The sequence below is a fragment of the Ralstonia edaphi genome (genome assembly GCF_958350185.1).
In the GTDB taxonomy this organism is placed as follows: domain Bacteria; phylum Pseudomonadota; class Gammaproteobacteria; order Burkholderiales; family Burkholderiaceae; genus Ralstonia; species Ralstonia edaphi.
Genome location: NZ_CATWHI010000002.1, coordinates 271,659 through 296,354 on the forward strand (window position 1 = coordinate 271,659; position 24,696 = coordinate 296,354).

23 protein-coding genes are annotated in these 24,696 nt (G+C 63.3%); 5 read left to right on the forward strand and 18 right to left on the reverse strand.

From position 1 onward, the window contains the following. Nucleotides 1–22: 22 nt before the first annotated feature. From pstC to R2669_RS06450, 6 genes are all read right to left on the reverse strand, one after another. Nucleotides 23–997: a phosphate ABC transporter permease PstC gene (gene pstC, locus R2669_RS06425; protein WP_027681164.1), complete on the reverse strand. Its 975-nt coding sequence runs from the start codon at nt 995–997 to the stop codon at nt 23–25. Between the two features lie 116 nt (nt 998–1,113). Continuing rightward, nucleotides 1,114–2,148 carry a phosphate ABC transporter substrate-binding protein PstS gene (pstS, locus tag R2669_RS06430; RefSeq protein WP_316889415.1) on the reverse strand — a complete coding sequence of 345 codons (1,035 nt, stop codon included), beginning with the start codon at nt 2,146–2,148 and terminating at the stop codon, nt 1,114–1,116. Between the two features lie 189 nt (nt 2,149–2,337). After that, a complete protein-coding gene (glmM, locus tag R2669_RS06435; protein ID WP_147214486.1) occupies nt 2,338–3,681 on the reverse strand; it encodes a phosphoglucosamine mutase in 1,344 nt (447 codons plus the stop codon). A gap of 111 nt (nt 3,682–3,792) precedes the next feature. Then, nucleotides 3,793–4,656, reverse strand: a complete 864-nt coding sequence (gene folP, locus R2669_RS06440; protein WP_316890097.1) for a dihydropteroate synthase — start codon at nt 4,654–4,656, stop codon at nt 3,793–3,795. Between the two features lie 146 nt (nt 4,657–4,802). Further along, the gene (ftsH, locus tag R2669_RS06445) at nt 4,803–6,689 is read right to left on the reverse strand and encodes an ATP-dependent zinc metalloprotease FtsH (protein ID WP_147214485.1); all 1,887 of its coding nucleotides are present in this window, start codon (nt 6,687–6,689) and stop codon (nt 4,803–4,805) included. A gap of 131 nt (nt 6,690–6,820) precedes the next feature. Beyond that, nucleotides 6,821–7,486, reverse strand: coding sequence for an RlmE family RNA methyltransferase (locus R2669_RS06450; protein WP_147214484.1), 666 nt, complete (start codon nt 7,484–7,486; stop codon nt 6,821–6,823). Nucleotides 7,487–7,594: 108 nt separating this feature from the next. Here R2669_RS06450 and R2669_RS06455 point away from each other — a divergent pair, with 108 nt between their 5' ends. Further along, nucleotides 7,595–8,095 carry a YhbY family RNA-binding protein gene (locus tag R2669_RS06455; protein ID WP_024972561.1) on the forward strand — a complete coding sequence of 167 codons (501 nt, stop codon included), beginning with the start codon at nt 7,595–7,597 and terminating at the stop codon, nt 8,093–8,095. Between the two features lie 55 nt (nt 8,096–8,150). Here R2669_RS06455 and R2669_RS06460 read toward each other — a convergent pair whose 3' ends face one another. From R2669_RS06460 to gloB, 8 genes are all read right to left on the reverse strand, one after another. Beyond that, on the reverse strand, nt 8,151–8,618 hold the full coding sequence (locus R2669_RS06460; RefSeq protein WP_147214483.1) for a DUF4149 domain-containing protein: 468 nt from the start codon (nt 8,616–8,618) through the stop codon (nt 8,151–8,153). Nucleotides 8,619–8,638: 20 nt separating this feature from the next. Continuing rightward, complete coding sequence (gene greA, locus R2669_RS06465; protein ID WP_027681156.1) at nt 8,639–9,115, reverse strand: transcription elongation factor GreA; 477 nt, start codon at nt 9,113–9,115, stop codon at nt 8,639–8,641. 195 nt (nt 9,116–9,310) lie between these two features. Beyond that, nucleotides 9,311–12,556, reverse strand: coding sequence for a carbamoyl-phosphate synthase large subunit (gene carB, locus R2669_RS06470; RefSeq protein ID WP_316889417.1), 3,246 nt, complete (start codon nt 12,554–12,556; stop codon nt 9,311–9,313). Nucleotides 12,557–12,572: 16 nt separating this feature from the next. Next, nucleotides 12,573–13,247, reverse strand: a complete 675-nt coding sequence (leuE, locus tag R2669_RS06475) for a leucine efflux protein LeuE (RefSeq protein ID WP_147214481.1) — start codon at nt 13,245–13,247, stop codon at nt 12,573–12,575. A 21-nt stretch (nt 13,248–13,268) separates the two neighbouring features. Beyond that, nucleotides 13,269–14,405 carry a glutamine-hydrolyzing carbamoyl-phosphate synthase small subunit gene (gene carA, locus R2669_RS06480; protein ID WP_316889418.1) on the reverse strand — a complete coding sequence of 379 codons (1,137 nt, stop codon included), beginning with the start codon at nt 14,403–14,405 and terminating at the stop codon, nt 13,269–13,271. Between the two features lie 326 nt (nt 14,406–14,731). Further along, nucleotides 14,732–16,648 (reverse strand): propionate--CoA ligase, encoded by a 1,917-nt coding sequence (gene prpE, locus R2669_RS06485; protein ID WP_316889419.1) that lies wholly within the window; start codon nt 16,646–16,648, stop codon nt 14,732–14,734. A gap of 144 nt (nt 16,649–16,792) precedes the next feature. Next, a complete protein-coding gene (locus R2669_RS06490; protein ID WP_316899292.1) occupies nt 16,793–18,343 on the reverse strand; it encodes a transglycosylase SLT domain-containing protein in 1,551 nt (516 codons plus the stop codon). 138 nt (nt 18,344–18,481) lie between these two features. Then, nucleotides 18,482–19,321: a hydroxyacylglutathione hydrolase gene (gloB, locus tag R2669_RS06495; RefSeq protein WP_316899294.1), complete on the reverse strand. Its 840-nt coding sequence runs from the start codon at nt 19,319–19,321 to the stop codon at nt 18,482–18,484. On the opposite strand from gloB, the gene R2669_RS06500 reads away from it, so the two are divergent. Together R2669_RS06500 and rnhA are read left to right on the forward strand one after the other, a co-directional pair. Beyond that, a complete protein-coding gene (locus R2669_RS06500) occupies nt 19,320–20,225 on the forward strand; it encodes a class I SAM-dependent methyltransferase (RefSeq protein WP_316899296.1) in 906 nt (301 codons plus the stop codon). The two genes, gloB and R2669_RS06500, sit on opposite strands and share 2 nt — an antisense overlap. A gap of 39 nt (nt 20,226–20,264) precedes the next feature. Next, nucleotides 20,265–20,711: a ribonuclease HI gene (gene rnhA, locus R2669_RS06505; protein ID WP_009240904.1), complete on the forward strand. Its 447-nt coding sequence runs from the start codon at nt 20,265–20,267 to the stop codon at nt 20,709–20,711. Between the two features lie 17 nt (nt 20,712–20,728). Here the strand turns inward: rnhA and R2669_RS06510 are convergent, their stop codons facing one another. The 4 genes from R2669_RS06510 to R2669_RS06525 all read right to left on the reverse strand — a co-directional run bounded on the left by R2669_RS06510 (nt 20,729) and on the right by R2669_RS06525 (nt 23,258). Further along, nucleotides 20,729–21,238 (reverse strand): hypothetical protein, encoded by a 510-nt coding sequence (locus tag R2669_RS06510; RefSeq protein ID WP_316899298.1) that lies wholly within the window; start codon nt 21,236–21,238, stop codon nt 20,729–20,731. A gap of 41 nt (nt 21,239–21,279) precedes the next feature. Continuing rightward, entirely contained in the window at nt 21,280–21,732 is a 453-nt protein-coding gene (locus tag R2669_RS06515; protein ID WP_012762196.1) for a lysozyme, read from the reverse strand. Further along, a complete protein-coding gene (locus R2669_RS06520; protein ID WP_316889425.1) occupies nt 21,722–22,480 on the reverse strand; it encodes a DUF2589 domain-containing protein in 759 nt (252 codons plus the stop codon). The genes R2669_RS06515 and R2669_RS06520 overlap by 11 nt, the downstream gene beginning before the upstream one ends. A 109-nt stretch (nt 22,481–22,589) precedes the next feature. After that, entirely contained in the window at nt 22,590–23,258 is a 669-nt protein-coding gene (locus R2669_RS06525; protein WP_316889427.1) for a DUF2589 domain-containing protein, read from the reverse strand. Nucleotides 23,259–23,506: 248 nt separating this feature from the next. Between R2669_RS06525 and R2669_RS06530 the strand changes: the two genes are divergently transcribed. Beyond that, entirely contained in the window at nt 23,507–24,166 is a 660-nt protein-coding gene (locus R2669_RS06530; RefSeq protein WP_316899300.1) for a response regulator transcription factor, read from the forward strand. Between the two features lie 163 nt (nt 24,167–24,329). Beyond that, a complete protein-coding gene (locus R2669_RS06535) occupies nt 24,330–24,608 on the forward strand; it encodes a DUF1488 family protein (RefSeq protein WP_316873427.1) in 279 nt (92 codons plus the stop codon). Nucleotides 24,609–24,696 lie beyond the last annotated feature (88 nt).

Genomic DNA, 24,696 nt, shown 5'->3' on the forward strand with positions numbered 1-24,696 from the left:
GCGTCAGGCAGATCGCGTTGGTTCACTTTTGACCCTCGCTCTTCTGCAGGCGCAGAAGCAGCAACTTGGACGCCGCCAGCACGATGAACGTGATGACGAACAGGATCAAGCCCAGCTCCATGAGCGCCGCGGTGTGCAGGCCCTGGCCTGCTTCCGCAAATTCATTGGCGAGCGCCGAGGTGATGCTGTTGCCCGGCGAGAACAGCGACGCATCGGACAGCAGGTTGGTGTTACCGATCACGAACGTCACGGCCATGGTCTCGCCCAACGCGCGGCCCAGGCCCAGCATCACGCCACCGATCACCCCCGCCTTGGTGTACGGCAGGACCACGTTCCACATGACTTCCCACGTCGTGCAGCCCACGCCGTAGGCGGATTCCTTGAGCAGCGTCGGCGTGATTTCGAACACGTCGCGCATCACCGCCGAGATGTACGGAATGATCATGATCGCCAGGATCACGCCCGCGCACAGCAGGCCGATCCCGATCGGCGCGCCCTGGAACAGTGCCCCGATGACGGGAATCTTGCCGACGGTCGCGGCCAGCGGCTTTTGAAAGTACTCGCCAAAGATCGGCGCAAACACGAGCAGGCCCCACATGCCGTAGACGATGGACGGCACTGCAGCGAGCAGCTCGATGGCGGTACCGAGCGGTCGGCGCAGCCAGGCCGGCGACAGCTCGGTCAAAAACAGGGCAATGCCGAAGCTCACAGGCACGGCAATGATGAGCGCGATCAGCGACGTGACCAGGGTGCCGTAGACGGGCACCAGCGCGCCATAGATGTCGGAGGGCGGATCCCACTCCGAATTCCACAGGAACGACAGGCCGAATTTCTGGATCGTGGGCCAGGAACTGATGATGAGCGAAATGATGATGCCGCCCAGGAGCAACAGCGTCACGATTGCGGCAAGGCGGGTCAGGCCGCCAAACACCAGATCGCCAAGGCGGCTGGGTGCGCGCATACGGGAAGCGCCGGAGGAATCAGAGAGCGTGGCCATGAGGGAAATCGGTGAGCCGTGAAAGGAGCTTTTGGAATGATGCGGAGGGCCGTTCTTACTGTCCCTCCGCACCTTGTGCTGCACCTACTTACGCATCGCTATGCAGCTGGCAACGATCATTGGTTGTAGACAACCTTGCCCGAAGCATCCTTCACGCTCGACTTCCACGTTGCACGGATCTGGTTCTTCACAGCGTCCGGCAGCGGCACGTAGTCCAGGCTCTTCGCAGCGTCGTCGCCGCCCTTGTAGGCCCAGTCGAAGAACTTCATGACCTCAGCGCCCTGCTCCGGCTTGGCCTGCGTCTTGTGCAGCAGGATGAAGGTTGCACCTGCGATCGGCCATGCGTCCTTGCCCGGCTCGTCCGTCAGGATCTGGTAGTACGACTTGCTCCACTCTGCGCCGGCAGCTGCGGCCTTGAAGGCTTCAGCGGTCGGTTGCACGGTGGTGCCCGCCTTGTTCTGCAGATTCACGTACGTCATCTTGTTCTGCTTGGCGTAGGCATACTCAACGTAGCCAACTGCACCGCCCAGACGCTGGACGAATGCGGCCACGCCCTCGTTGCCCTTGCCGCCCGTGCCGGTCGGCCAGTTCACGGTCGTGCCTTCGCCAACCTTGCTCTTCCACTCCGGGTTCACCTTCGACAGGTAGTTCGTGAAGATGAACGAGGTGCCCGAACCGTCAGCACGGCGCACCACCAGGATGTCCTGGTCCGGCAGCTTGGCCTTCGGGTTCAGCTTCGCGATGGCCGGATCGTTCCACTTCTTGATCTTGCCCAGGTAGATGTCACCCAGCAATTGGCCGTTCAGCGTCAGCTCGCCCGGCTTCACGCCCGGCAGGTTGATCACAGGCACCACGCCGCCGATCACGGTCGGGAACTGGATCAGACCATCCTTGTTCAGCTCTTCGTCCTTCAGCGGCATGTCCGATGCGCCGAAGTCCACGGTCTTGGCCGTGATCTGCTTGATGCCACCGGACGAGCCGATACCTTGGTAGTTCACCTTGGTTTGGGTCGCCTTGTTGTAGTCGGCCGCCCACTTGTTGTAGACGGGTGCCGGGAACGTTGCGCCAGCGCCAGTGATGTCAACAGCAAATGCGGCACCAGCGAAAGCCAGTGCAGCCACGCCAGCGATTGCGGTTTTGACCAATTTCATGAGTTCTCCGAGGAGCGGTTGAGCGATGACAGATTTTTGACATCCGAACTTTAGGCCGCCCAAATGACACTTCTGTGACAACACGAAAACTTCTCATAACTGACCTGCAAGGCATGAAAGTCGGCACGCGCGCATAGAAAAAGCGGCCCGCAGGCCGCTTTTGGACTTACCACTTGAGTGGGCAAGAGTTCACTGCAACGTCGCAGCAAGCCGCTCCGCATGCTGGTTGGCGAGTTCAGCATCCTGCGCTTCCACCATCACGCGCACGACCGGCTCTGTGCCGGAGGGGCGAATGAGCACGCGCCCCTTGCCATCTAGCTCAGCCTCGCTGGCCTTCAGCGCCGTCTGCAAACCTGCATGCGATTTCCAGTCAAAGCCCTTTTCAACGCGCACGTTGATGAGCTTCTGCGGGAACAGGCGCACGCCGTCCAGCATCTGATCCAGCGTCTGACCGCTCCGGCGCAATGCCGCAAGCACCTGCAGCGCCGAGATGATGCCGTCGCCGGTGCTGTGCTTGTCGAGGCAAAGCAAGTGACCCGACCCTTCGCCGCCGAGCAGCCAACCGTTCTTCTTGAGTTCTTCCAGAACGTAGCGGTCGCCCACCTTGGCGCGTACAAACTCGACGCCCTGCGCCTTGAGCGCCAACTCCACGGCGAGATTCGTCATCAGCGTGCCAACTGCACCGGGCACGGTCTGGCCCGCTGCACGGCGCGCCTGCACCATCACGTAGAGCAGCTCGTCGCCGTTATAGAGGCGGCCATTGCGGTCCACCACCTGCAGGCGGTCGGCATCCCCGTCGAAGGCCAGGCCGATGTCGGCGCCATGCTCGCGCGTGGCCTCGACCAGCTTGCCCGGCGCCGTCGCGCCATAGCCGTCATTGATGTTGCGACCGTTCGGCTGGTTGCCGATCGACACCACGTCCGCGCCCAGCTCATGGAACACGTGCGGTGCGATGTGGTAGGCCGCGCCATGCGCGCTGTCCAGCACGACCTTCATGCCGAACAGGTTCAGGTCGCTCGGGAACGTGCTCTTGCAGAACTCGATGTAGCGGCCCGCGGCATCCTCGATACGGCGGGCGCGGCCCAGCGCATCGGAGGCGGCATACGCCATCGGTTTTTCCAGCTCAGCCTCGATCTGAAGCTCGGTTTCATCGGGCAGCTTGTCGCCCGTGGCCGAGAAGAACTTGATGCCGTTGTCGTAATACGGATTATGTGACGCAGAAATCACCACACCAGCCGACAGCCGCAATGCACGCGTCAGATATGCCACGCCCGGCGTGGGCAGCGGCCCGCTCATCAGCACATCAACGCCGGCTGCCGTAAAGCCCGCTTCCAGCGCGGCTTCCAGCATGTAACCCGATAGGCGCGTGTCCTTGCCGATCAGCACGGTAGGACGGCCGTGACCATGCGTTTCGCCGCCGTGGGCCAGCACTCGGCCCGCAGCATACCCAAGGCGCAACACGAAATCCGGCGTGATCGGGGTTTCACCGACACGCCCGCGGATGCCGTCGGTGCCGAAATACTTCCTGGACATTGGGAGTCTCTCCTGGAGAATGTTTCTTTCTTTGTTGTTTGTAAGGCGCCGGCCATCGCCGGGCAATCCTCTGTTCGCTTGACCCCCAGCCGCGTGAGGCTGGGGCGGCTGTCAGTCCAGTGGGGGATTTACGCGCTCATGACGCATGGCCCACCAGAGTTGGATCGCTTCCACGGTCGGCTGTACGTCGTGCACCCGTACGATGAACGCGCCCCGCTCCACGGCCAGCAGCGCTGCCGCCACACTAACCGTGATGCGTTCGGCTGGCGGTTTCCCGCCCAGCACGGCGCCCAGCGTCGATTTGCGCGACAACCCGGCCAGCAGCGGCAGACCGATCCGCTGGAACTCGGCCAAGCGATTGAGCATGGTGAGATTGTGATCCGGCGTCTTGCCAAAGCCAAATCCCGGATCAAGCGAAATACGCTCAGGCGCCACGCCGGCGGCCAGCAGCGCCTCCGTTTGCACGCGGAGGAAAGCCTCCACCTCGCCCATCAAATCCGCATAGCTGGGCGCTTCCTGCATCGTTTCGGGATCGCGCTGCATGTGCATGACGCATAAACCCGCATTGCCCTTGGCCACTGCCTCAATGGCGCCCGGGCGGCGGAAGCCCCAGATATCGTTGATCAGATCGGCACCTGCATTCAGCGTGGCGCGCATCACCTCGGGCTTGTAGGTATCGATCGAGAGCGGTTTGCCGCAATCGCGCAGCGCCTCGACGATGGGCATCACGCGGTCCAATTCCGCTTGCAGGCTCAGCGGCTCGGCACCAGGCCGGCTCGATTCGCCGCCGATGTCGATCATGTCGACGCCTTCGGCGATCAATTGCTCTGCGTGGCGCAAGGCCGCATCGCGCGTGGCGTGCTGCCCGCCATCGGAAAACGAGTCCGGCGTAACGTTAAGAATGCCCATGACCAGGGGGCGCCGGTCACGCGCGTAAAGAAAACGTCCGCACTGGAAGTGTGTGGTGGTCGGAATGGAGACAGACAAGATATAGATAGACGGAAATGCTGCGCAGGACCGGAATGCTACGCCAGGCACGCCAGAAAGCGCCAACAAAAAAGCCGGTGCGCTTGCACCGGCTCTTCCGCGCCGCCCCGAGGCGACAAACTAACCAAGCATCATCATGCCGTGGCAGGCACGTTGCCCGGGCTCACGCCAGCCGGCGTACCGCCACCCGGAGGGGTGCTACCGCCGCCGGTCGAGCCGTACCGCGGCGGGCGCGGCGGCTTGCCGTCCATGATGTCGTTGACTTGGTCGGCATCGATGGTTTCCCACTCGAGCAGCGCCGCAGTCATGGCTTCGACCTTGTCGCGATTCGCTTCAAGCAGGCCCTTCGCCAGGGCGTACTGCTCGTCCACGATACGGCGGATTTCCGAATCCACCTTCTGCTGTGTCGCCTCGGACACCGTCTTCGATGCCATGCGGCCAAAGAAGCCGTCCTGTTCCGTATCAACGTAGACCATGGTGCCGAGCGCGTCGCTCATGCCATAGCGCGTCACCATGTCGCGGGCCATCTTGGTGGCACGCTCAAAGTCGTTTGAGGCACCGGTGCTCATCGCGCCTAGGAACACCTCTTCTGCGGCACGGCCACCGAACAGGATCGCAACCTCTTCGAGCATCGTGTCCTTGTAGGCGTAGTGCTTGTCGTGCTCCGGCAGCTGCCAAGTCAAGCCGCCAGCCCAGCCGCGCGGCATGATCGTAACCTTGTGCACCGGATCAGCCTTCGGCAGCAGCTTGGCGACAACCGCGTGGCCCGACTCGTGGTACGCCGTAGCGCGGCGCTCCTCTTCCCGAATCACGGCCGACTTGCGCTCCGGACCCATGAAGATCTTGTCCTTCGCGTCCTCGAAGTCCTGCATGTCCACCACGCGCTTGTTACGGCGTGCAGCAAACAGCGCAGCTTCGTTAACCAAGTTGGCCAGATCGGCGCCCGAGAAGCCCGGCGTGCCACGCGCCAGCACCGATGCATCGACGTCGTTGCCGATCGGCACCTTGCGCATGTGGACCTTGAGAATCTGCTCGCGGCCACGGATGTCGGGCAGGCCCACGTAGACCTGACGATCGAAGCGGCCCGGACGCAGCAGCGCCTTGTCGAGCACGTCAGCCCGGTTGGTTGCCGCGATCACGATGACGCCAGAGTTGGCCTCAAAACCGTCCATCTCCACCAGCATCTGGTTGAGGGTCTGCTCGCGCTCATCGTTGCCGCCGCCCATGCCGGCGCCACGATGACGGCCAACCGCATCGATTTCATCGATGAACACGATGCAGGGCGCCTGCTTCTTGGCGTTTTCGAACATGTCGCGCACGCGGGCTGCGCCCACGCCGACGAACATTTCAACGAAGTCCGAACCGGAGATGCTGAAGAACGGCACCTTGGCTTCACCGGCAATGGCGCGCGCCAGCAACGTCTTACCGGTACCCGGGGGGCCCACCAGCAACACGCCGCGCGGGATGCGCCCGCCAAGCTTCTGGAATTTCTGCGGATCTTTCAGGAAGTCGACCAGTTCGACGACTTCTTCTTTCGATTCGTCACAGCCTGCCACGTCAGCAAACGTGACGCTGTTGTTGTTCTCATCGATCAACCGCGCCCGCGACTTGCCGAACGAGAAGGCGCCGCCTTTCCCGCCGCCCTGCATCTGCCGCATCATGTAGAACCAGAAGACGATGATCAGCAGCGTCGGGCCGAGGTAGTAAAGCGCGGTAAGGAGCACACCTTGCTCTTCTTCCGCCTTGCCGGTCACCTGCACGCCATACTTCATCAGGTCGCCGACCATCCAGATGTCGCCCGGCGAGATGATCGAATACTTGTTGCCCTCGTTGGGCGTAACCAACAACGTGCGGCCTTGGACTTCAACACGCTTGACCTTGCCGGCCTTCGCGTCGTCCATGAATTGCGAGTACGTCACACCTTCTTGGGTGCGCGGCTTGTCGAACTGCTTGAAGACGGTGAACAGCACCAAGGCAATCACCAGCCAGATGGCCGCCTTCTGAAACCAGTTGTTATTCAAGGCGAGACTCCTTTAGAAATGCCTTGACGGGATGCTTGGCATTGTAATGCACGGACACCGCCGCGGGTTGATTGCCCGCAAGACCGACGGACCACCGTGCCAGCCGACGGCCCCTTCCTGAGTATCGTCCGTCAGCCCGGATGCTTGAGCTGGCGGCCCAACAGGAATGTCTCGGACGATTTGTCCCGGGAGGCTTTGGGCTTGCGCGGCGCCACGATCTTGAAATGACGCTTGAACATCTCGACGATCTGACTATAGCCGCTGCCGTGGAAACATTTGATCAGCAGCGCGCCCTCAGGTTTCAGGTGCGCCATGGCAAATTCGACAGCCAGCTCGGCGATGTGCTCCATGCGCGCGGCGTCTGCCGACGCCACGCCTGAAAGATTGGGGGCCATGTCGGACAAAACAAGGTCCACTTTGCCCCCGCCCGTGGCTTCCAGCACGATTTCTTCCAGTTGCCGGAAAACGTCGTCCTCTCGGAAGTCACCTTGAATGAAGGTGACGTCGGCGATGGCTTCCATCGGGAGGATGTCGATGGCGACGATCGCCCCGTCAATCCGGCCGTCCTTGGCGCGCGGCGAGGCGGCCAGCTTGTTGCGTACGTACTGGCTCCAGCTGCCGGGCGCGGCACCAAGATCGACGATGACCTGACCCGGCTTGATGAGCCTGTCCTGCTCGTCGATCTCTTTGAGCTTGTAGGCAGCACGTGCGCGATAGCCTTCGCGCTGCGCCAGCTTTACGTACGGATCGTTGATATGGTCGTGCAGCCACGACTGGTTGAATTTGTTCTTTGCCATCGAATTGGTTGCAATTTCGCCCGGATGTAGCGCCAAACATGGCGGCCAGGACTGGTTTTGGCGGATAATACGCGCCGTTTGTCTATTTGCGCGATTCCGCCCTCATTTATGCCCGCCCTTACCCTCACCCCTGCCCAACGATCGGAACTGCGCTCCGAAGCGCACGCGTTGAACCCGGTCGTCATCATCGGTGCGGAGGGTCTGACGAAGGCCGTTCTGGCTGAAATCGACCGCTCGCTGGCGGCCCACGGGCTGATCAAGATCCGCGTCTTCGGCGATGACCGCGAAGCACGCATCGAACTCTATGACACCATCTGCGCTCGCCTGCAGGCAGCTCCCGTACAGCACATCGGCAAGCTGCTGGTGATCTGGCGCGAAGGCCCAGCGTACCTGAAGGAAAACCAGCCGCGAGACCTCAAGCCGCCGCGCAAGACCACGGTGGGCGCCGGTCCACGTTCGGTGACCGTGCGCAAGCCGAACCCGAATAGCGCGCGCCGCCCGAAGCCGGTGCGGCTGAGCGTCCTTGGCAACGAACGCGTCACGGCCGGCGGCAACGTCAAGCGTGCAAAGCCGCGTCAAACCAGCCAGAAAAAGAAGGCGCTATCCTGATCCAATTCGGGGCTCCACGGAAAACGACCGGCTTTTCAGCCGGTCTTTTTTTGCCTCAGGCGGTTTGCCGAATGCCCGCCGCCTTCCAGATCAGCGCCACCCCCAGAAGGCTCTGGACCAGATAGAACACGCTCGATACGCCGTGCAGCATGCCAAACTGTGCGCGGTAAGGCGAATCCCCCACCGCCACGCCAAGCGCATCGGCCTGTTCGCGCAGCGAAGCCATGAACGGCTGCAGGCCGAAATAGCCCACCAGCACACATAGCAGCATCGCCAGCACAAGCCAGCGCAGCCGCCGGTAACCGACCTCACCGCGGCGCACCAGCGCCGTGGCAGCCAGCAGCAGCAAACACCCTGTCGCCAAGCCGATCCACGCTTGCGCATGAAACAATCGGCCGGCAATGGAGCCGGCCAACTGGCGATCTTCTAGCATCGCAAACAGCGTCGGCGCGACGATGTAGCCGATGGTCCAGAGCGAACCGCACCATACCGTGGCAAGCAACTGGAAGAAGCGCTGCGGCATGGTGGTTGCCTTGGATCTGGTTAGAGGTACTTGACGGCCAGGACTTCGTATTCGCGTTCGCCACCGGGAGCAACCACGGTAGCGACATCGCCTTCGAACTTGCCGATCAACGCGCGTGCGATCGGCGAGCTGATCGAGATCTTGCCGGTTTCCAGATCAGCTTCGTCATCGCCGACGATCTGATACGTGACGGGCTTGCCCGAGTCCAGATCTTCCAGGTCGATCGTGGCGCCAAAAACCACGCGACCGTCGGCGTCCAGCGAAGCCGGATCAATGATCTGCGCGGCAGACAGCTTGCCCTCGATTTCCTGGATGCGGCCTTCGATGAAGCCCTGGCGCTCCTTGGCGGCATCATAGTCGGCGTTTTCGGACAGATCGCCCTGGGCACGTGCCTCGGCGATGGCGTTGACGACGGCCGGACGCTCCTTGGTCTTCAGACGTTGAAGCTCCTCTTTCAGCATCTCGGCACCGCGCTTGGTAATCGGAATGGTGCTCATCGTAAGTAATTCGGAATCACAAAAAAATCAGCCGCTGCGAAGCGGGAGGGCGCGTAGCGCACACCCGCCTGACGGCGGCTGTCGTTGTTTTGACACGGACGCTCTAGTTTAGGCGAACCGTCCGGAGGCGGCAACTGCTCCTCTCCGGGCGGTTCACCGCGACGCTATGCCGCGTCGCAGGCCCTGACGATGGGCTTACAGGGTGGCGTGCAGGCCCTGCAGGTCATACACATCCAGGTGCTGCATGTGCTTCAGACCTTCCACCGCGGCGCGCGCACCGGCGATGGTCGTGTAGTACGTGACACGCTGCGCCAATGCAGCCTGGCGGATGGAACGCGAGTCGGCAATCGCGGCACGCGTCTCGTCGACGGTCGTGAAGACGAGCGCGATCTCGCTGTTCTTGATCATGTCGACAATGTGCGGACGGCCGTCCTTCACCTTGTTGACCACGCGCACCGGAATGCCGGCGGCTTCGATGGCCGAGGCGGTACCGCGCGTCGCCACGATCGGGTAGCCCAGCGTATGCAGCGCGCGGGCAACTTCCACGGCTTGCGGCTTGTCGCTGTCCTTGACGGTCATCAGCACGGTGCCCTTCTCGGGCAGGCGCGAACCGGCGGCGAGCTGGCTCTTGAAGAGCGCCTCGCCAAACGTCTTGCCGACGCCCATGACTTCGCCAGTCGAGCGCATTTCCGGTCCGAGCACCGGATCAACGCCCGGGAACTTGTTGAACGGGAACACCGCTTCCTTGACGCTGTAGTACGCCGGCACGACTTCCGTCTCGACGCCCTGCGAATCCAGCGACTGACCCGCCATGCAGCGAGCTGCAACCTTTGCCAACGAGACACCGGTCGCCTTCGAAACGTACGGCACCGTACGCGAAGCACGCGGGTTCACTTCCAGCACGTAGACGATGTCTTCGCCGCCCTTCTGCTGGATGGCGAACTGCACGTTCATCAGACCGACCACGTTCAGCGCCTTGGCCATCGCGGCGGTCTGGCGCTTCAGTTCGTCGACGGTCGCCTGCGACAGCGAATACGGCGGCAGCGAGCAAGCCGAGTCGCCCGAGTGCACGCCGGCCTGCTCGATGTGCTCCATCACGCCGCCGATGAAGACACGCTTGCCGTCGGAGAGGCAATCCACGTCGCATTCGATGGCGTCGTTCAGGAAGCGGTCGAGCAGCACAGGGCTGTCGTTCGACACCTTCACGGCTTCGCGCATGTAGCGCTCGAGGTCGCGCGGCTCGTGCACGATTTCCATCGCGCGGCCGCCCAGCACGTACGACGGGCGCACCACCAGCGGATAGCCGATTTCCTCAGCCAGCTTGAGAGCTTCGTCTTCGGCGCGCGCGGTGCGGTTGGGCGGCTGGCGCAGGCCCAGCTCGTGCAGCAGCTTCTGGAAGCGCTCACGGTCTTCGGCCGCGTCGATCATGTCCGGCGACGTGCCGATGATGGGCACGCCGTTGGCCTCCAGATCCAGCGCCAGCTTCAGCGGCGTCTGGCCGCCGTATTGCACGATCACGCCGACCGGCTTTTCCTTGTCGACGATTTCGAGCACGTCTTCCAGCGTCACCGGCTCGAAGTACAGGCGATCGGACGTGTCGTAGTCGGTCGAGACGGTTTCCGGGTTGCAGTTGACCATGATGGTCTCGTACCCGTCTTCGCGCAGCGCCAGCGCGGCGTGCACGCAGCAGTAGTCGAACTCGATACCCTGGCCGATCCGGTTCGGGCCACCGCCCAGGACCATGATCTTCTTGTTGCTGGTCGGTTCGGCTTCGCACTCGCCATGCTCGGCTTCGTACGTCGAGTACAGGTACGCCGTGTTGGTCGCGAATTCAGCGGCGCAGGTGTCGACGCGTTTGTAGACGGGGCGCACCTTCTCGGCGATACGCTTTTCGCGCACGGCCTTGGCGGTCGTCTTGGTCAGCTTGGCGAGGCGACGGTCGGAGAAACCCTTCTGCTTGAGCAGACGCAGCTCGGCAGCCGACAGGCTTTCCAGCGTGCGTGCCTTGACCAGTGCTTCCGTCTTGACGATGTCTTCGATCTGCGCGAGGAACCACGGGTCGATGGACGTCTCGGCGTAGACCTCGTCGATCGACAGGCCCAGGCGGAATGCGTCGCCCAGATACCAGATGCGGTCCGGACCGGCTTCGCCGATCTCTTCGATGATCTCGTCGCGGTCGGTGGACTTTTCGTCCAGGCCGTCCACGCCGACTTCCAGGCCGCGCAGCGCCTTCTGGAACGATTCCTGGAAGGTCCGGCCCATGGCCATCACCTCACCGACCGACTTCATCTGCGTGGTCAGGTGGCTGTCGGCCTGCGGGAATTTTTCGAACGCGAAGCGCGGCACCTTGGTGACCACGTAGTCGATCGACGGCTCGAACGACGCCGGGGTCGCACCGCCAGTGATTTCGTTCTTCAGCTCGTCCAGCGTGTAACCCACGGCCAGCTTGGCAGCGACCTTGGCAATCGGGAAACCGGTGGCCTTCGACGCCAGCGCCGACGAACGCGACACGCGGGGGTTCATCTCGATCACGATCATCCGGCCATCCTTCGGATTGATCGAGAACTGCACGTTCGAGCCGCCGGTATCCACACCGATCTCGCGCAGCACGGCCAGCGAGGCGTTACGCAGGATCTGGTATTCCTTGTCGGTCAGCGTCTGCGCCGGCGCCACGGTGATGGAGTCACCGGTGTGGATGCCCATCGGATCCAGGTTCTCGATCGAGCAGACGATGATGCAGTTGTCAGCCTTGTCGCGCACGACTTCCATCTCGTATTCTTTCCAGCCGAGCAGCGATTCTTCGATCAGCAGCTCGTTGGTCGGCGAGAGGTCGAGACCGCGCTTGCAGATCTCTTCGAATTCTTCACGGTTGTAGGCGATGCCGCCGCCCGTGCCACCCAGCGTGAACGACGGACGGATCACGATCGGGTAGCCGCTCGTGCCGGTTTCCTTGGCGATCTGCGACTGCACGGCCACGGCCTCGTCCATCGAATGCGCGATGCCCGACTTGGCCGAACCGAGACCGATCTTGGTCATCGCGTCCTTGAACTTCTGGCGGTCTTCGGCCTTGTCGATGGCCTCGGGCGATGCGCCGATCAGCTCGACGTTGTACTTCTTCAGCACGCCGTGGCGATGCAGGTCCAGCGCGCAGTTCAGCGCGGTCTGGCCGCCCATCGTCGGCAGGATCGCGTCGGGGCGTTCCTTGGCGATGATGCGCTCGACGACTTCCCAGGTGATCGGCTCGATGTAGGTCACGTCGGCCGTGCTGGGGTCGGTCATGATCGTGGCCGGATTGCTGTTGACCAGGACCACCTTGAAACCTTCTTCACGGAGCGCCTTGCAAGCCTGCGCGCCGGAGTAATCGAATTCACACGCCTGGCCGATGATGATCGGACCCGCGCCGATGATCAGGATGGTTTTGATATCTGTACGTTTTGGCATAACCCGCTCGATTCGATTAATTCAGTGTGGCCGTCGCCAGCTTGGCGGAAAAGCCGATAAACATGGCGCCGACGCCGCTGCTCATACCGGCAGACAAACGTCGTCGCGCGCGGAACGCCGCGGCCAGCCGCGCGCCCACGAAGATGATGGTGGTCAGGTACAGGAAGCTGCAGATCTGGCAGACCAGCCCCAGCACGACAAACGACACCACCGGCAGCGCGTAGTGCGGATCGACGAACTGGATGAAGAACGAGATGAAGAACAGGATCGCCTTCGGGTTCAGCAGGCTGATGATCAGCGCCTTCTTGAACGGGTGCGATTCATCAGCCGGGGCCGCGTCTTGTGCGCCGGACTCACCAGCCTTGCGCGCGCGCCAGTTGCGCACCGCGCCGCGCAACATCTGCAGGCCGATCCAAGCCAGATACGCCGCACCGATGTACTTCACGACGTAGAACAGCGCCGGACTCGCCTTCAACAGCGAAGCCACGCCCGCCGCCGACAACACCATCAGGATGGCATCGCCCAGGAACACGCCGCACGCGCCCTGGTAGCCCGCGCGCACACCGCGACGGGCCGCCACCGACAGCACGTACATCGAGTTCGGCCCGGGCAGCAGCACGATGAAGATCGTGCCGAGCAGGAAGGTCCAGAACTCGGTGATGCCGAAGTGGGCGAGCATGAAAGCGTTCATGGCGATGCGATCTCGATTGCTTTACTGCTTCGCTGCGTCCATCGCCGCAGTGAAGCGGTCGAACAGATACGCGATGTCGTGCGGACCGGGCGACGCTTCCGGGTGACCCTGGAAGCAGAATGCCGGACGATCCGTCAGTTCGAAGCCCTGCAGCGTGCCGTCGAACAGCGAGACGTGCGTCACGCGCGCGTTGGCCGGCAGCGATTCCGGATCGACTGCAAAACCGTGGTTCTGCGAGGTGATGACCACGCGGCCGTCCTGCAGATCCTTGACCGGGTGGTTGGCGCCGTGGTGGCCGGTCTTCATCTTCAGCGTCTTGCCGCCGACAGCCAGGCCCATGATCTGGTGACCCAGGCAGATGCCGAACGTCGGCAGGCGGCGCTCCAAGAACTCCTTGGCAGCGGCGATGGCGTAGTCGCACGGTTCCGGATCGCCGGGGCCATTGGAGAGGAAGACGCCATCCGGGTTATGCGCCAGCACGTCGGCTGCGCTGGTTTGTGCCGGCACCACCGTTACGCGGCAGCCGCGCTCGGCCAGCATGCGAAGGATGTTGAACTTGACGCCGAAGTCGTATGCGACCACGTGGTACTTCGGGGCGTCTTGCTTGCCGTAGCCGCGGCCGAGTGCCCATTCGGTCTGGGTCCACTCGTACGGTTCGGTCACGGACACGACCTTGGCCAGATCCATGCCCGACAGACCCGGGAACGAGCGTGCCAGGTCGATGGCCTTCTGGACGTTGTCTTCGCCGGCGAGAATGCAGCCGTTCTGGGCGCCCTTCTCACGCAGGATGCGGGTCAGCTTGCGGGTATCGATGCCGGCAATGGCGACGACCTTCTCACCCTTGAGGTAATGCGAGAGCGAGTGCTCCTTGCGGAAGTTCGACGCGAGGATCGGCAGATCCTTGATGATGAGGCCGGCGGCATGGACTTTCGTAGCTTCGACGTCCTCACGGTTCACGCCAACGTTACCGATATGCGGGTACGTGAGCGTGACGATCTGGCGCGAGTAGCTCGGATCGGTGAGGATTTCCTGATAGCCGGTGATCGCGGTGTTGAACACCACTTCGCCGATCGTATGACCGGCCGCACCGATGGAATAGCCACGAAAGACCGTGCCGTCTGCAAGCGCGAGGATGGCGGGCGGGAAAGACGGCAACACGGGTAGCTCCTGCTGGATTCACCCTGTGCCGACCTGATCACCTTGGCGCCGAAGCGGAATTCCGGCTGTGCGGAATCCGGCCGTTTGCGCGTCGAGTCGGGACTGGGACAGAACTCACCAGAAATCACGAGGAACGAGGCAGACGGGGCGGTAGGCGGGAGGTAGGAAGCGGTTGGCGCTAGGGTGATGGGTTTCTGAACTCAAACCCGACGAGTATACCCCGGCGCCGCAAAAAACTCAATGAAAGGAAGGACTTAACGGCGCATGCCCGCCGAATTGTGACGCCCCGCCATGCCGGCAAACGCCACTCCTGACTGGCTGGAACGTCACTTCTCGTGGCCCTGCTCACCGCGCATGGCCGCCTGCACCTGAGCGAGCGCCGTGGGGTCTTCAATGGTGGTCAGATCGCCCGGATCCCGCCCTTCCGCGACGGCCTGCATGGCCCGCCGCAGCAGTTTTCCGGAGCGCGTCTTGGGCAGCGCCCCGACAAAAAACACGCGCGATGGCCGCGCCACGGCTCCAAGCTGCGCCTCGACCGTGCGCATCAACTCGCCCTCCAGCGCCAAGCGCCCCGCCGGATCCGCAATGCGCGAGGCGTCACGCACGATGGCAAACCCCATCGCCACCTGGCCCTTGAGCTGATCGGCCACGCCCACCACCGCCACCTCGGCGATGGCGGGATGCGACGACAGGCTTTCTTCGATCTCGCGCGTTCCGAGGCGGTGGCCGGCCACGTTGATCACGTCGTCGGTGCGGCCGAGGATGGTCACGTAGCCCTCCTCGTCGCGCACACCCCAGTCGAAGCTCGAATAAATGTGCCGGCCCGGAAACGCCGACCAGTACGTCTGCAGGAAGCGGGCGTCGTCGCCCCAGACGGTGGTCATGCAGCCCGGTGGCAGGGGCGCCGCAACGGCCAGCAGGCCTTTCTCGCCCGGGGCGCACGGCTCGCCAGTGGACTCATCCAGGATGTCGAGCTTGTAGCCATAGACCGGGAAGCCCGGCGAGCCGAGCTTTTGCATGGACGGCTCGACCCCTTGCGGAATCGCCAGCATCGGCCAGCCCGTCTCGGTCTGCCAGTAGTTGTCGACGATGGGCTTGTGTAGCGCCTCGCCGATCCAGCTGGCGGTGGGCTCGTCCAGCGGCTCGCCGGCAAGGAACAGGCGGCGCAGGCTCGACAGGTCATGCCGCTGCAGCAGCGCAGGATCCTGCTTCTTGAGCACGCGAATGGCGGTCGGCGCGGTAAACATCACGTTCACGCGGTATTGCTCGACGATGCGCCACCAGACCGCGCCGTCGGGGCGGATTGGCGTGCCTTCGTACATGACCGTCGTCAGGCCCGCGAGCAGCGGCGCGTAAACGATGTAGCTGTGCCCCACCACCCAGCCCACATCGGATGCAGTGAACATCGTGTCGCCAGGCTGGGCGCCGAAAATGAGCGGTATCGACGCCGCCAGCGCCACCGCGTAGCCGCCCGTGTCGCGCTGGACGCCCTTCGGTTTGCCGGTCGTACCTGATGTGTAAAGGATGTACGAGGGCTCGCTGGATTCCATCCATTCGCACGGCACATCAGCGTTGGCATGCTGTGCGGCGAGTGTTGCGTAGTCGACGTCGCGCGCGTTGTGCTGCATGGGCGCAAGTTGGCGATTGACGAGCAGCACGCGCTCGGGCTTGTGCGCTGCCAGCTCGATCGCAGCGTCGAGCAACGGCTTGTACTCGACGACCTTGCCCGCGCGCGAGCCTGCATCTGCACTGACGATCACGCGCGGTGTGGCGTCGTCGATGCGCGTGGCGAGGCTGTTGGATGCGAAACCACCGAACACCACCGAATGGATCGCGCCGATGCGTGCACAGGCCAGCATGGCAAATGCGGCTTCGGGAATCATCGGCAGATAAATCAGCACGCGGTCGCCGCGCTTGACGCCCAGCGCCTGCAGGGTCGCCGCCATGCGGTTGACTTCGCGATGGAGCTGGCGATACGTGTACGTCGTTTCCACGCCGGTTTCGGACGAGACATACACCAGCGCCGCCTGTTCGCCGCGCGTGGCGAGATGCCGGTCGACGGCGTTGTGGCACAGGTTGGTGCGTCCGCCCACGAACCACTTGGCAAACGGCAGGCGCGAATCGTCGAGGACGGCGGAATACGGCGTTTGCCAATCGATGCGCTGGGCCTGCTCGCTCCAAAAGCCGACAGGGTCGTCAATGGAACGCTGATACAGCGCGCGATACGCGGCGGACATGGGCATGACGTTGTCTCCTGGCCATCGTCTGCGATGGCTCGATCTTGGATGTACTGTATGCGCCTACTGTGCGGCGGCCAACTTACGCAGGTCTTACCGGCGGGCCAAAAACAAAACGGCGCCCCGAAGGACGCCGTTTTCTTGCCAGCCTCAGCGCTTCTTGCGCTTGACCGAACTGGATGAGGTGGCCACCGGTTTGGCCTTGACCACCGGCTTGCCGGCCACCTTTGCAGTCGGCACGCGCGGGGTTGCCGTTGCGGCGCGCGACGTTGCGGCCGATACCCGCATCACACGCACATGCCCGCCACGACTGCCACCGCGCGCTTGCGGCAGCATCAGCACGACACTGTGCCCTTTCGGGATGGCGTCGCCTGGAAGCTGATTCCACGCGCGAATCTGGGCAACCGACACGCCGTAGCGTCGCGACAGACCTGCAACCGTATCGCGCTTGCCCGCGCGCACCACCACCTTTCTCAGATCCGGCATGTCGGGTTCGACCGCCATGGTGGCGTTCTCGGCCAGCTCGGGGCTGATGTCGGGTGCGTTTTCCTGGGCGCCGTCGGCACGCGGTACGACCACGGTCGAGCCCGCCTTCAAACGCATGCCCTTCGGAATACGGTTGATCTCGCGAATGGTGTCGGGGTCGACCTTGAGTCGGGCCGCCAGCGCTTCCACACGCTCGCGATTGCCAACCGTCACGGCCGTCCAGCTGGAAAGCCCGCCGCGATAGGTGTTCAGGTTGTACTGGAATGTTTCTGCGTTGTCGTACGGCAGAAGAATCTGCGGGTTCGACGCGCCGAGAATCACCGGCCGGTTGAACGACGGGTTCAGCGCCTTGAATTCGTCCATCGGCAGATTCGCCAGCTTGGCCGCCAGCGTCACATCAATATCGCGTGACGTGGTGACGGTGACGAAATATGGGTGGTTCGGGATATCCGGCAGCGTAACGCCGTAGCGCTCCGGGTTGGCGATGATGTTCTTCACCGCCTGGAGCTTGGGCACGTACATGCGCGTCTCGGCGGGCATGTTCAGGTTGACGTAATCGGTCGACAGGCCGGCGGCCTGGTTGCGCGCAATCGCCCGCGCCACCGCGCCTTCACCCCAGTTGTAGGCGGCCAGCGCGAGTTGCCAGTCACCAAACTGGTCGTGCAGCTTGGAAAGATAGTCGAGCGCAGCGTCGGTCGAGGCCAGCACATCGCGGCGCTCGTCCTGGAAAACGTTCTGCTTGAGGTTGTAGGTTCGGCCGGTGCTCGGGATGAACTGCCACATTCCGGCAGCCTTGGCGCTCGACACCGCCTGCGGGTTGAACGCGCTTTCCACGAACGGCAGCAGGGCCAGCTCGGTGGGCATGTTGCGCCGCTCCAGCTCTTCGACGATGTGATACAGGTAGCGGTTGGAGCGGTCCACCATGCGGCGGAACGCGTCTGGGCGCTGCGCATACCAGTCGGTACGATCATCCACGGCCGAGCTTTGCAGGTCGGGCATGGAAAACCCTTGGCGAATGCGCGCCCAGAGGTCCTTGGCCGGCCCTTTCAGGGAGGCGACGGGCTGCTGATCGACATTGACGACCGGCGCGGAGGATTGACCGGTGGCGGAGGAGGCACTGGTGCTGGCCGTGTCGGCATTCGGCCCGGGAGCCGTTGCACAGGCCGCAAGGAGCAGACTGAGCACAGTTGCCGCAAGAAGTCGCACGGATCGCATCAAGTCCTGTGGGGTTAGGGCTAAAAATTGCCCCAGATAGTAAGAAACGCATCCGACCGCGTCAACCCGCGTTCACCCGGCGTGGCGCCTGCTGGATGCATCACATCTGGCGGCGCCATCACCGCGCGCCGAGGTTTCTCAACGGAAATCGTTCTTCCACTGGCGCAGCGCGGCGAATACCGCAACCGGATCATCGGTGTCGATACCGGCATGGCGCGCCACGGCCTGCGTCACATTGGCGTCATCCGATCGCATGAAGGGATTGGTCGCGCGCTCGTGGCCAACGGTAGTGGGTACAGTCGAGCGGCCCTCGGCCCGCAACGCCGTTACCTCATCCTCCCAGGCTGCCAAGTCGGCGTTGCCAGGCTCGACTGCACGCGCAAAGCGCACATTCGATGCAGTGTATTCATGCGCGCAATAGACACGCGTATCAGGCGCCAGCGCCGCCAGCTTGGCCAGCGACGCGCGCATCTGCGCAGGCGTCCCTTCAAAAAGCCGGCCGCAACCGGTAGCGAAGAGTGTATCGCCACAAAACAGGCTCGCCGATGCGGCATTACCCTGAAGGTGCCCCACATAGGCAACGTGACCGCTGGTATGACCCGGCACGTCGAGCACCCGGAATGTGGCGGCCGGCTGCGTGAGCGTGACGACATCGCCTTCGCGCACGGCCTGCGTGCGGCACGGAATCGATTCGTTGGCTGGGCCGATGACCGGCAGCGGCGCTCCTTCGGGATTCTCCGGATACGCCGCGAGCAGTTCGCGCACCCCGCCGACGTGATCGCCATGATGATGTGTGATTACAATGGCACCGAGCGCGAGCCCCCTCTCCTTCAGGAAGCGCAGCACCGGTTGCGCGTCGCCCGGATCGACGACAGCAGCCACTCGGCCATCGTGTAGTGCCCAAATATAATTGTCGGCAAACGCAGCGATCGCCTCCACCTCAAGCGCTACACCACGCGGCACACCACCCTGGACCATGTCCGACTCCTCTAACGATCGTCGCATTATAGATTGGCACCACTGGCTCGCTTCGCCGCCCGGGCAATATGTCCTGCGCTGGGAGCAGGCTCAATTCGATCGCACGGTGGCGGACATGTTTGGCTATCACGCGCTGCAGCTCGGCCACCCCGGTTTTGGGGCGCTGCGCGAAAACCGCATCCCGCTGATCGCCCGCGTGGTGGACGACATTGATCCGACGGCCCCCACCGAGACGCTCGACCCGATGGACGGCAACCCGGCCGACTCCGCCGATGCTGCCGACTCCGAGCCCGACACCAGCGCCCCCCTGCGCCAAGCGAAGCCCCGCGTGATCTGCCGCTATGACGAACTGCCCTTTGCCTCCCAGAGCATCGATCTCGTCGCCCTGCCCCACGTGCTTGAGTTCACCGACGATCCGCACGAAGTGCTGCGCGAAGTGGCGCGCGTGCTGATGCCGGAAGGGCGTCTCGTCATCACCGGTTTCAACCCGCTCAGCCTATGGGGCATGCGACAGGGCATGCGACGCCTGGGCACGGAATCGTTTCTGCCCGCGCAGAGCCAGATGATTGCGTTCACGCGTCTGAAGGACTGGCTCAAGCTGCTTGGATTTGATATCGTGCGCGGCCGTTTCGGCTGCTACTGCCCGCCCAATCGCTCGGACAAATGGCTGCAGCGCACCGCCTTCATGGAAAAGGCCGGTGACCGCTGGTGGCCGATCTTCGGCGCGGTGTACATGCTGCAGGCTGTCAAGCGCGTGCGCACCATGCGCCTGGTCGGCCCGGCATGGAAGACGCGCAAATCGCCGGCGCTGGTGCCGGCCGGTACGCCGGTCGCGACACCTTCGGGCTCGCATTCGACCAAGGCGCCATCGGCCACCGCGCGTGACGGCAAATCGGGCGTCTGAGCGCGCCCGTTCCACTCACTGATCACCCATCGTTTCTCAATGCAGGAAGTCACCGTTTATTCCGATGGCGCGTGCAAGGGCAACCCCGGCCTTGGAGGCTGGGGCACCGTGCTCGTCTCGGGCAGCCACGAAAAAGAACTCTTTGGCGGCGAAGCGCTGACCACCAACAACCGCATGGAATTGATGGCCGTGATCGAGGCGTTTCGCGCGCTGAAGCGGCCATGCCGGGTGCAGGTATATACCGATTCGCAGTACGTGCAGAAAGGCATCAGCGAATGGTTGGCCGGCTGGAAGGCACGCGGCTGGAAGACGGCCGACAAGAAGCCGGTCAAGAACGACGACCTCTGGCGCACGCTGGATGAACTGGTCGCCGGACATGAGGTGAGCTGGCATTGGGTCAAGGGCCATGCCGGCCACCCCGGCAACGAGCGCGCCGATGCGCTGGCCAACAAGGGCGTCGAAATGGCGCGCCAGGCAAAAGCCTGACGCACCCGCGCACACGCTCACTTGCCCGCGCAGCGCTGCGTCGGGATCTGCGGCGCATTTGCGGCGGTGGTCGTGACGTACTGCGGCTTGCCGTCCTGCGCATAGACGAGCCGCAGCGGGCCGCGCTTGGAAAGGCCATCGTCGATATCCGCCTGCAGCAGACCGGTCTGCGCCCATGCATCCCCGCCGATGCTGCGCTTCTGCATCATGACGGGGCGATTTGCGCCAGGCTCCCAGTTGGCTTGGCGCTCCGGCACGTAGCGGTTGGGCAACGTGCCATAGGCGTAGAGCTGATTCAGCGTGTGGGCCAGGTAGCCCCCGGCTTGATCGTTGAATGTCGGAAGATCCTGGCTTCCGAGTTCGACGCGGATGCGCTGCACCTCGGCCGTACACGTAGAGGCTCCGGCGTCGGCTGCGCGGGCGTAGGACATGCCGATCCCAACGGCAGCGGCGGCAAGCCATGTCAGCACGCGATACAAGCGGCGCGGACGGGTGGTGGGAATCACGGACATCGGTTCGGTATGCATGCGAGCTTCTCCGTTGAACGTTGAAGTAACGTGGTGGTGAATCAGGACAGGAACAGCTTGCGTTCGGCCTGACGACGCTTCGTCAGCCCTTTGAGCGGCTTGCCGCCGGCCTTGTCCCACAGCAGGAACTGGTTGGCTGCGCCGGCGTAGTCGCCCGCGTTGAGCTTGCGCAGCAGCGTCGACGAGCGCAGCCGCCCCGCCCCCAGGTTGAAGACGAATGACGCCAGGGCGTCGAACTGCCCTTGCGTGATCGACACGCGCACGGCCTTGGCAATGCCCTGCTCGGTGTCGGCCAGGTCCTTGCGCAGCAGCGCTTCGGCCTGTTGCTGAGAGATCGGCCCGTTGAAGGTCTCGCCGGGCCGAATCAGGTGGCCGTAGCCGATGGTCGGTTTGCCGACCGCATCCAGATACGTCGACAGACGCAGCCCTTCCGATTCCTTGATCAGCGCGAGGCCTCGCTCGCCTGTGGTGCGCGGGTTGTGCTCAGTGCTCATCGCTTTTCTCCTGGGGCGTGCTGGTGGTGCCGGGGCCGTCGGAACCCGCGGCATTGGGCTGCAGGGGCCTTGGCACCAGCCGATTCGTGTATTCGTCGATCACGCGCATCACGGCTTCCGGCGGCTGCAGCGCGGTGAACTTCATTTCGATGTCGATGTGCTCGCTGTCGCGGCCGATCTCACGCTGGGAATGCGGCGCAAGCGAAACGTAGAACCGGCCAACACCGCCGGCGGCCGCGCCGTGCAGGGGCAAGGCCTCGGCGAGGTCGCTGCGCACGGTCATGTTCACCGTCATTTCGTCGAGTGCGAGACCGCGCGGCATCGCCAGCGATACCAGCGGCAGCGCCAGCCGGTGCTGACTGTCGAGCGCGAGCTCCACCTCGCGGGCGACCAGCGTGCCGCTCTCGTCGGCGTCGAAAAACTGGTCGAGCAGCGTGGTGTACTGCTGCGCGAGCATCTGGTTGGCGGAGGCTGCGGCGTGCTGCATGCCGCGCGTGATGTCGTCCAGCGTCAGACCATTCACGCCTGGATGACCGTGGCTGTTGCTTCCACCGCCGGTGCCGCCGCCAGGGGGCAACGAACTCGGCGGCGATGGTGGAGGCGTGTCGGACGCAGTCTCGGAAAACGGCGCGGCATCGGAAGACGCAGCTGGCGCCGGTGGCGAACTGGCTGGCGGCGCGGTCGGTGTGGCGGGCGCTGACGACGCACGGCCATCGTCACGCCCGCGGCGGCTGAAGAGATTGAACATGGTGTCGGGTCGGTCGGATCGATGAGATCAATGGGCGGCGCGCGGCGGGCGCGCACCGATCAGGACACCGGCCGTGGGGAGGCCGGCCGGTGTCCATCGCCGTGGCGGTTTACGAATTTGCCGGAGCTGGGGCCGGCGCATTGCCGCCAGCCGGCACCTTTTCGCCGATCATCGTGCCGTCGGTCGGCGTGGCCGGCAGCGGCTTGACGTCGTTCTCCTTGCCCTTGACGACCACCGGCTTGGTTGCCGCGTCAGTCAAGAACTCCATCACGCGCATCAGCGCTTCCGGCGGGTTCTGGCGCTTGACCTGGGTGTGGAAGGAGTACTTGGCGCGCGTATCGGTGCTGCGTGTCTGCTCCGACTTGTGCGAAGCGCGGCCCGACACCGACACGCTGAACGGGCCCCAGCCCAGCTTGGCCTGGAACGACCCTTCCGCCTCGGTGGTGGACGACGATTTCTCCGACTGCGAAATCTCCAACTCGAAGTCGATCGTGCCTTCCTCGATGGCGATCACCGGATGCACGACCGCGCACAGCAGCGGAATGCGCATCGTCTTCTGGATCGTGCCCTGCGACACGCCCTTCTCGTCGACGATGGTTTCGTCGTAGTCAAATTGCACCGCAACGGCTTTGCCGTTCTGAATACAGACCTGCAACAGAAAATCCGCATAGGATTTTGCCGCCGAGGTTTGCGCTGCGATCATGGCCTGCAGCGGCGCAGAGATCATCTTGTCGATCGGCAGCGCATTGATAACCGACCCGATAAGTCCGTTGTCCATTTAAAACTCCTCACATTGAATTATTTCGACGCACAGGTTTGTGCGCCCGAATCCAAAGTAAGAGTTTTCCCGCCAAGGTTCGATGCCTCGAAAGTCCCAGCCAAGGCCACGGTACAGCGGCCCAGTACATGGCGATAGGCAGCCCGTGACTTTCGGCACTGAACTTCCGTTTCAATGCATCCGGGTCGATCCCACTCTACAAAATAATCGGTTTCACTGAAAACAATTAACTGAAGTACGAGGGGTCGATGAATATTCTGGTAATCGATAGCTTGCCGCTTTTTGCGGCAGGTGTGTCCAATGTATTGAATGCACTCGACGCACAGGGTGTGTTTATCGATACGCACTACACGGCGCAAATCGGGCCGGCTTGCATGCAAGCCGAACCGAGCGCCGTCGTGATGGAATGGAGCGCAGAAGACGACGACGCACGACAACGTTTATCGGAGCTGAAAGCGGTGTTGCCGGAAGTGCCTGTGTTGCTGACGGTGCAAGCGGTCGGGCGGCACGTGGTGGGCGACGCGCTGCGCTTCGGTGCCGCGGGCGTGGTCGACCGGCAAGCCACGGCCGACGTTCTGCTCGAAGCCCTGCAGCGCATTACCTCCGGCGCGGTCTACTTGCCGCCCATCAGCAATCTCTCACCCGACGATCCGCGCCAAGGCTCAGGAGAAAGCCCGGCCGAACTCTGGCGCCGCCTCACGCCACGGCAGCATGAGGTGCTGCAACTGCTTGCAGAGGGCAAATCCAACAAGCAGATCTGTCGCGTACTGAACGTGGCCGAAGGGACAATCAAGAACCATCTGTACGCGCTGTTCCGGCAGATTGGCGTCAACAATCGGACAGAAGCGGCGCTGTGGCTGTCGCGTTGCAAGGCGAGCCTTGCCCGTCTGCAGATGTGTGCGATGTAGCGCCGCTCGCCTCCCCGTGGCCGCCGCCCTGGTCGGACGTTGCGGGCCAGGATTACGCCGCCGGTGAAAACACTGAGCGGCGACATTGCATTCACGCAACCACGCCATACACTGGTTGGAAGGCGGCGCACGGTGCATCGCCGTTTTTTCATGGAGGCCGCCCATGGAAACCATCGAATTCCACGCCAGCCCGCCACGCTACTGCGCCGCGGATCTCACCCTCACCTGCACCGCCAGCGTCGACGGCCGCCCGGCCTGCTATGCCGTGACGGCCGAAGCGCTCGAAGAACATTTCGGCGCGCGCTCGTGGCGGCAGGAAGACCTTCTGCAAGCCATGGAATCGCATCGCGGCACCATTGAAGACATGGCGCGCTCGCTGTTCAAGCTGACGGACTCACACAACATCGTGCTGCGTAGCGGCCATTTCCGCTTCGGCATGTAGCTGGGTCGTGAGCAGCATGGTCGACATCCGCGTCTGCGATGGACAAAAAGAAGGCCAGCGCAAGGCTGGCCTCGTGGAAACGGGCGTG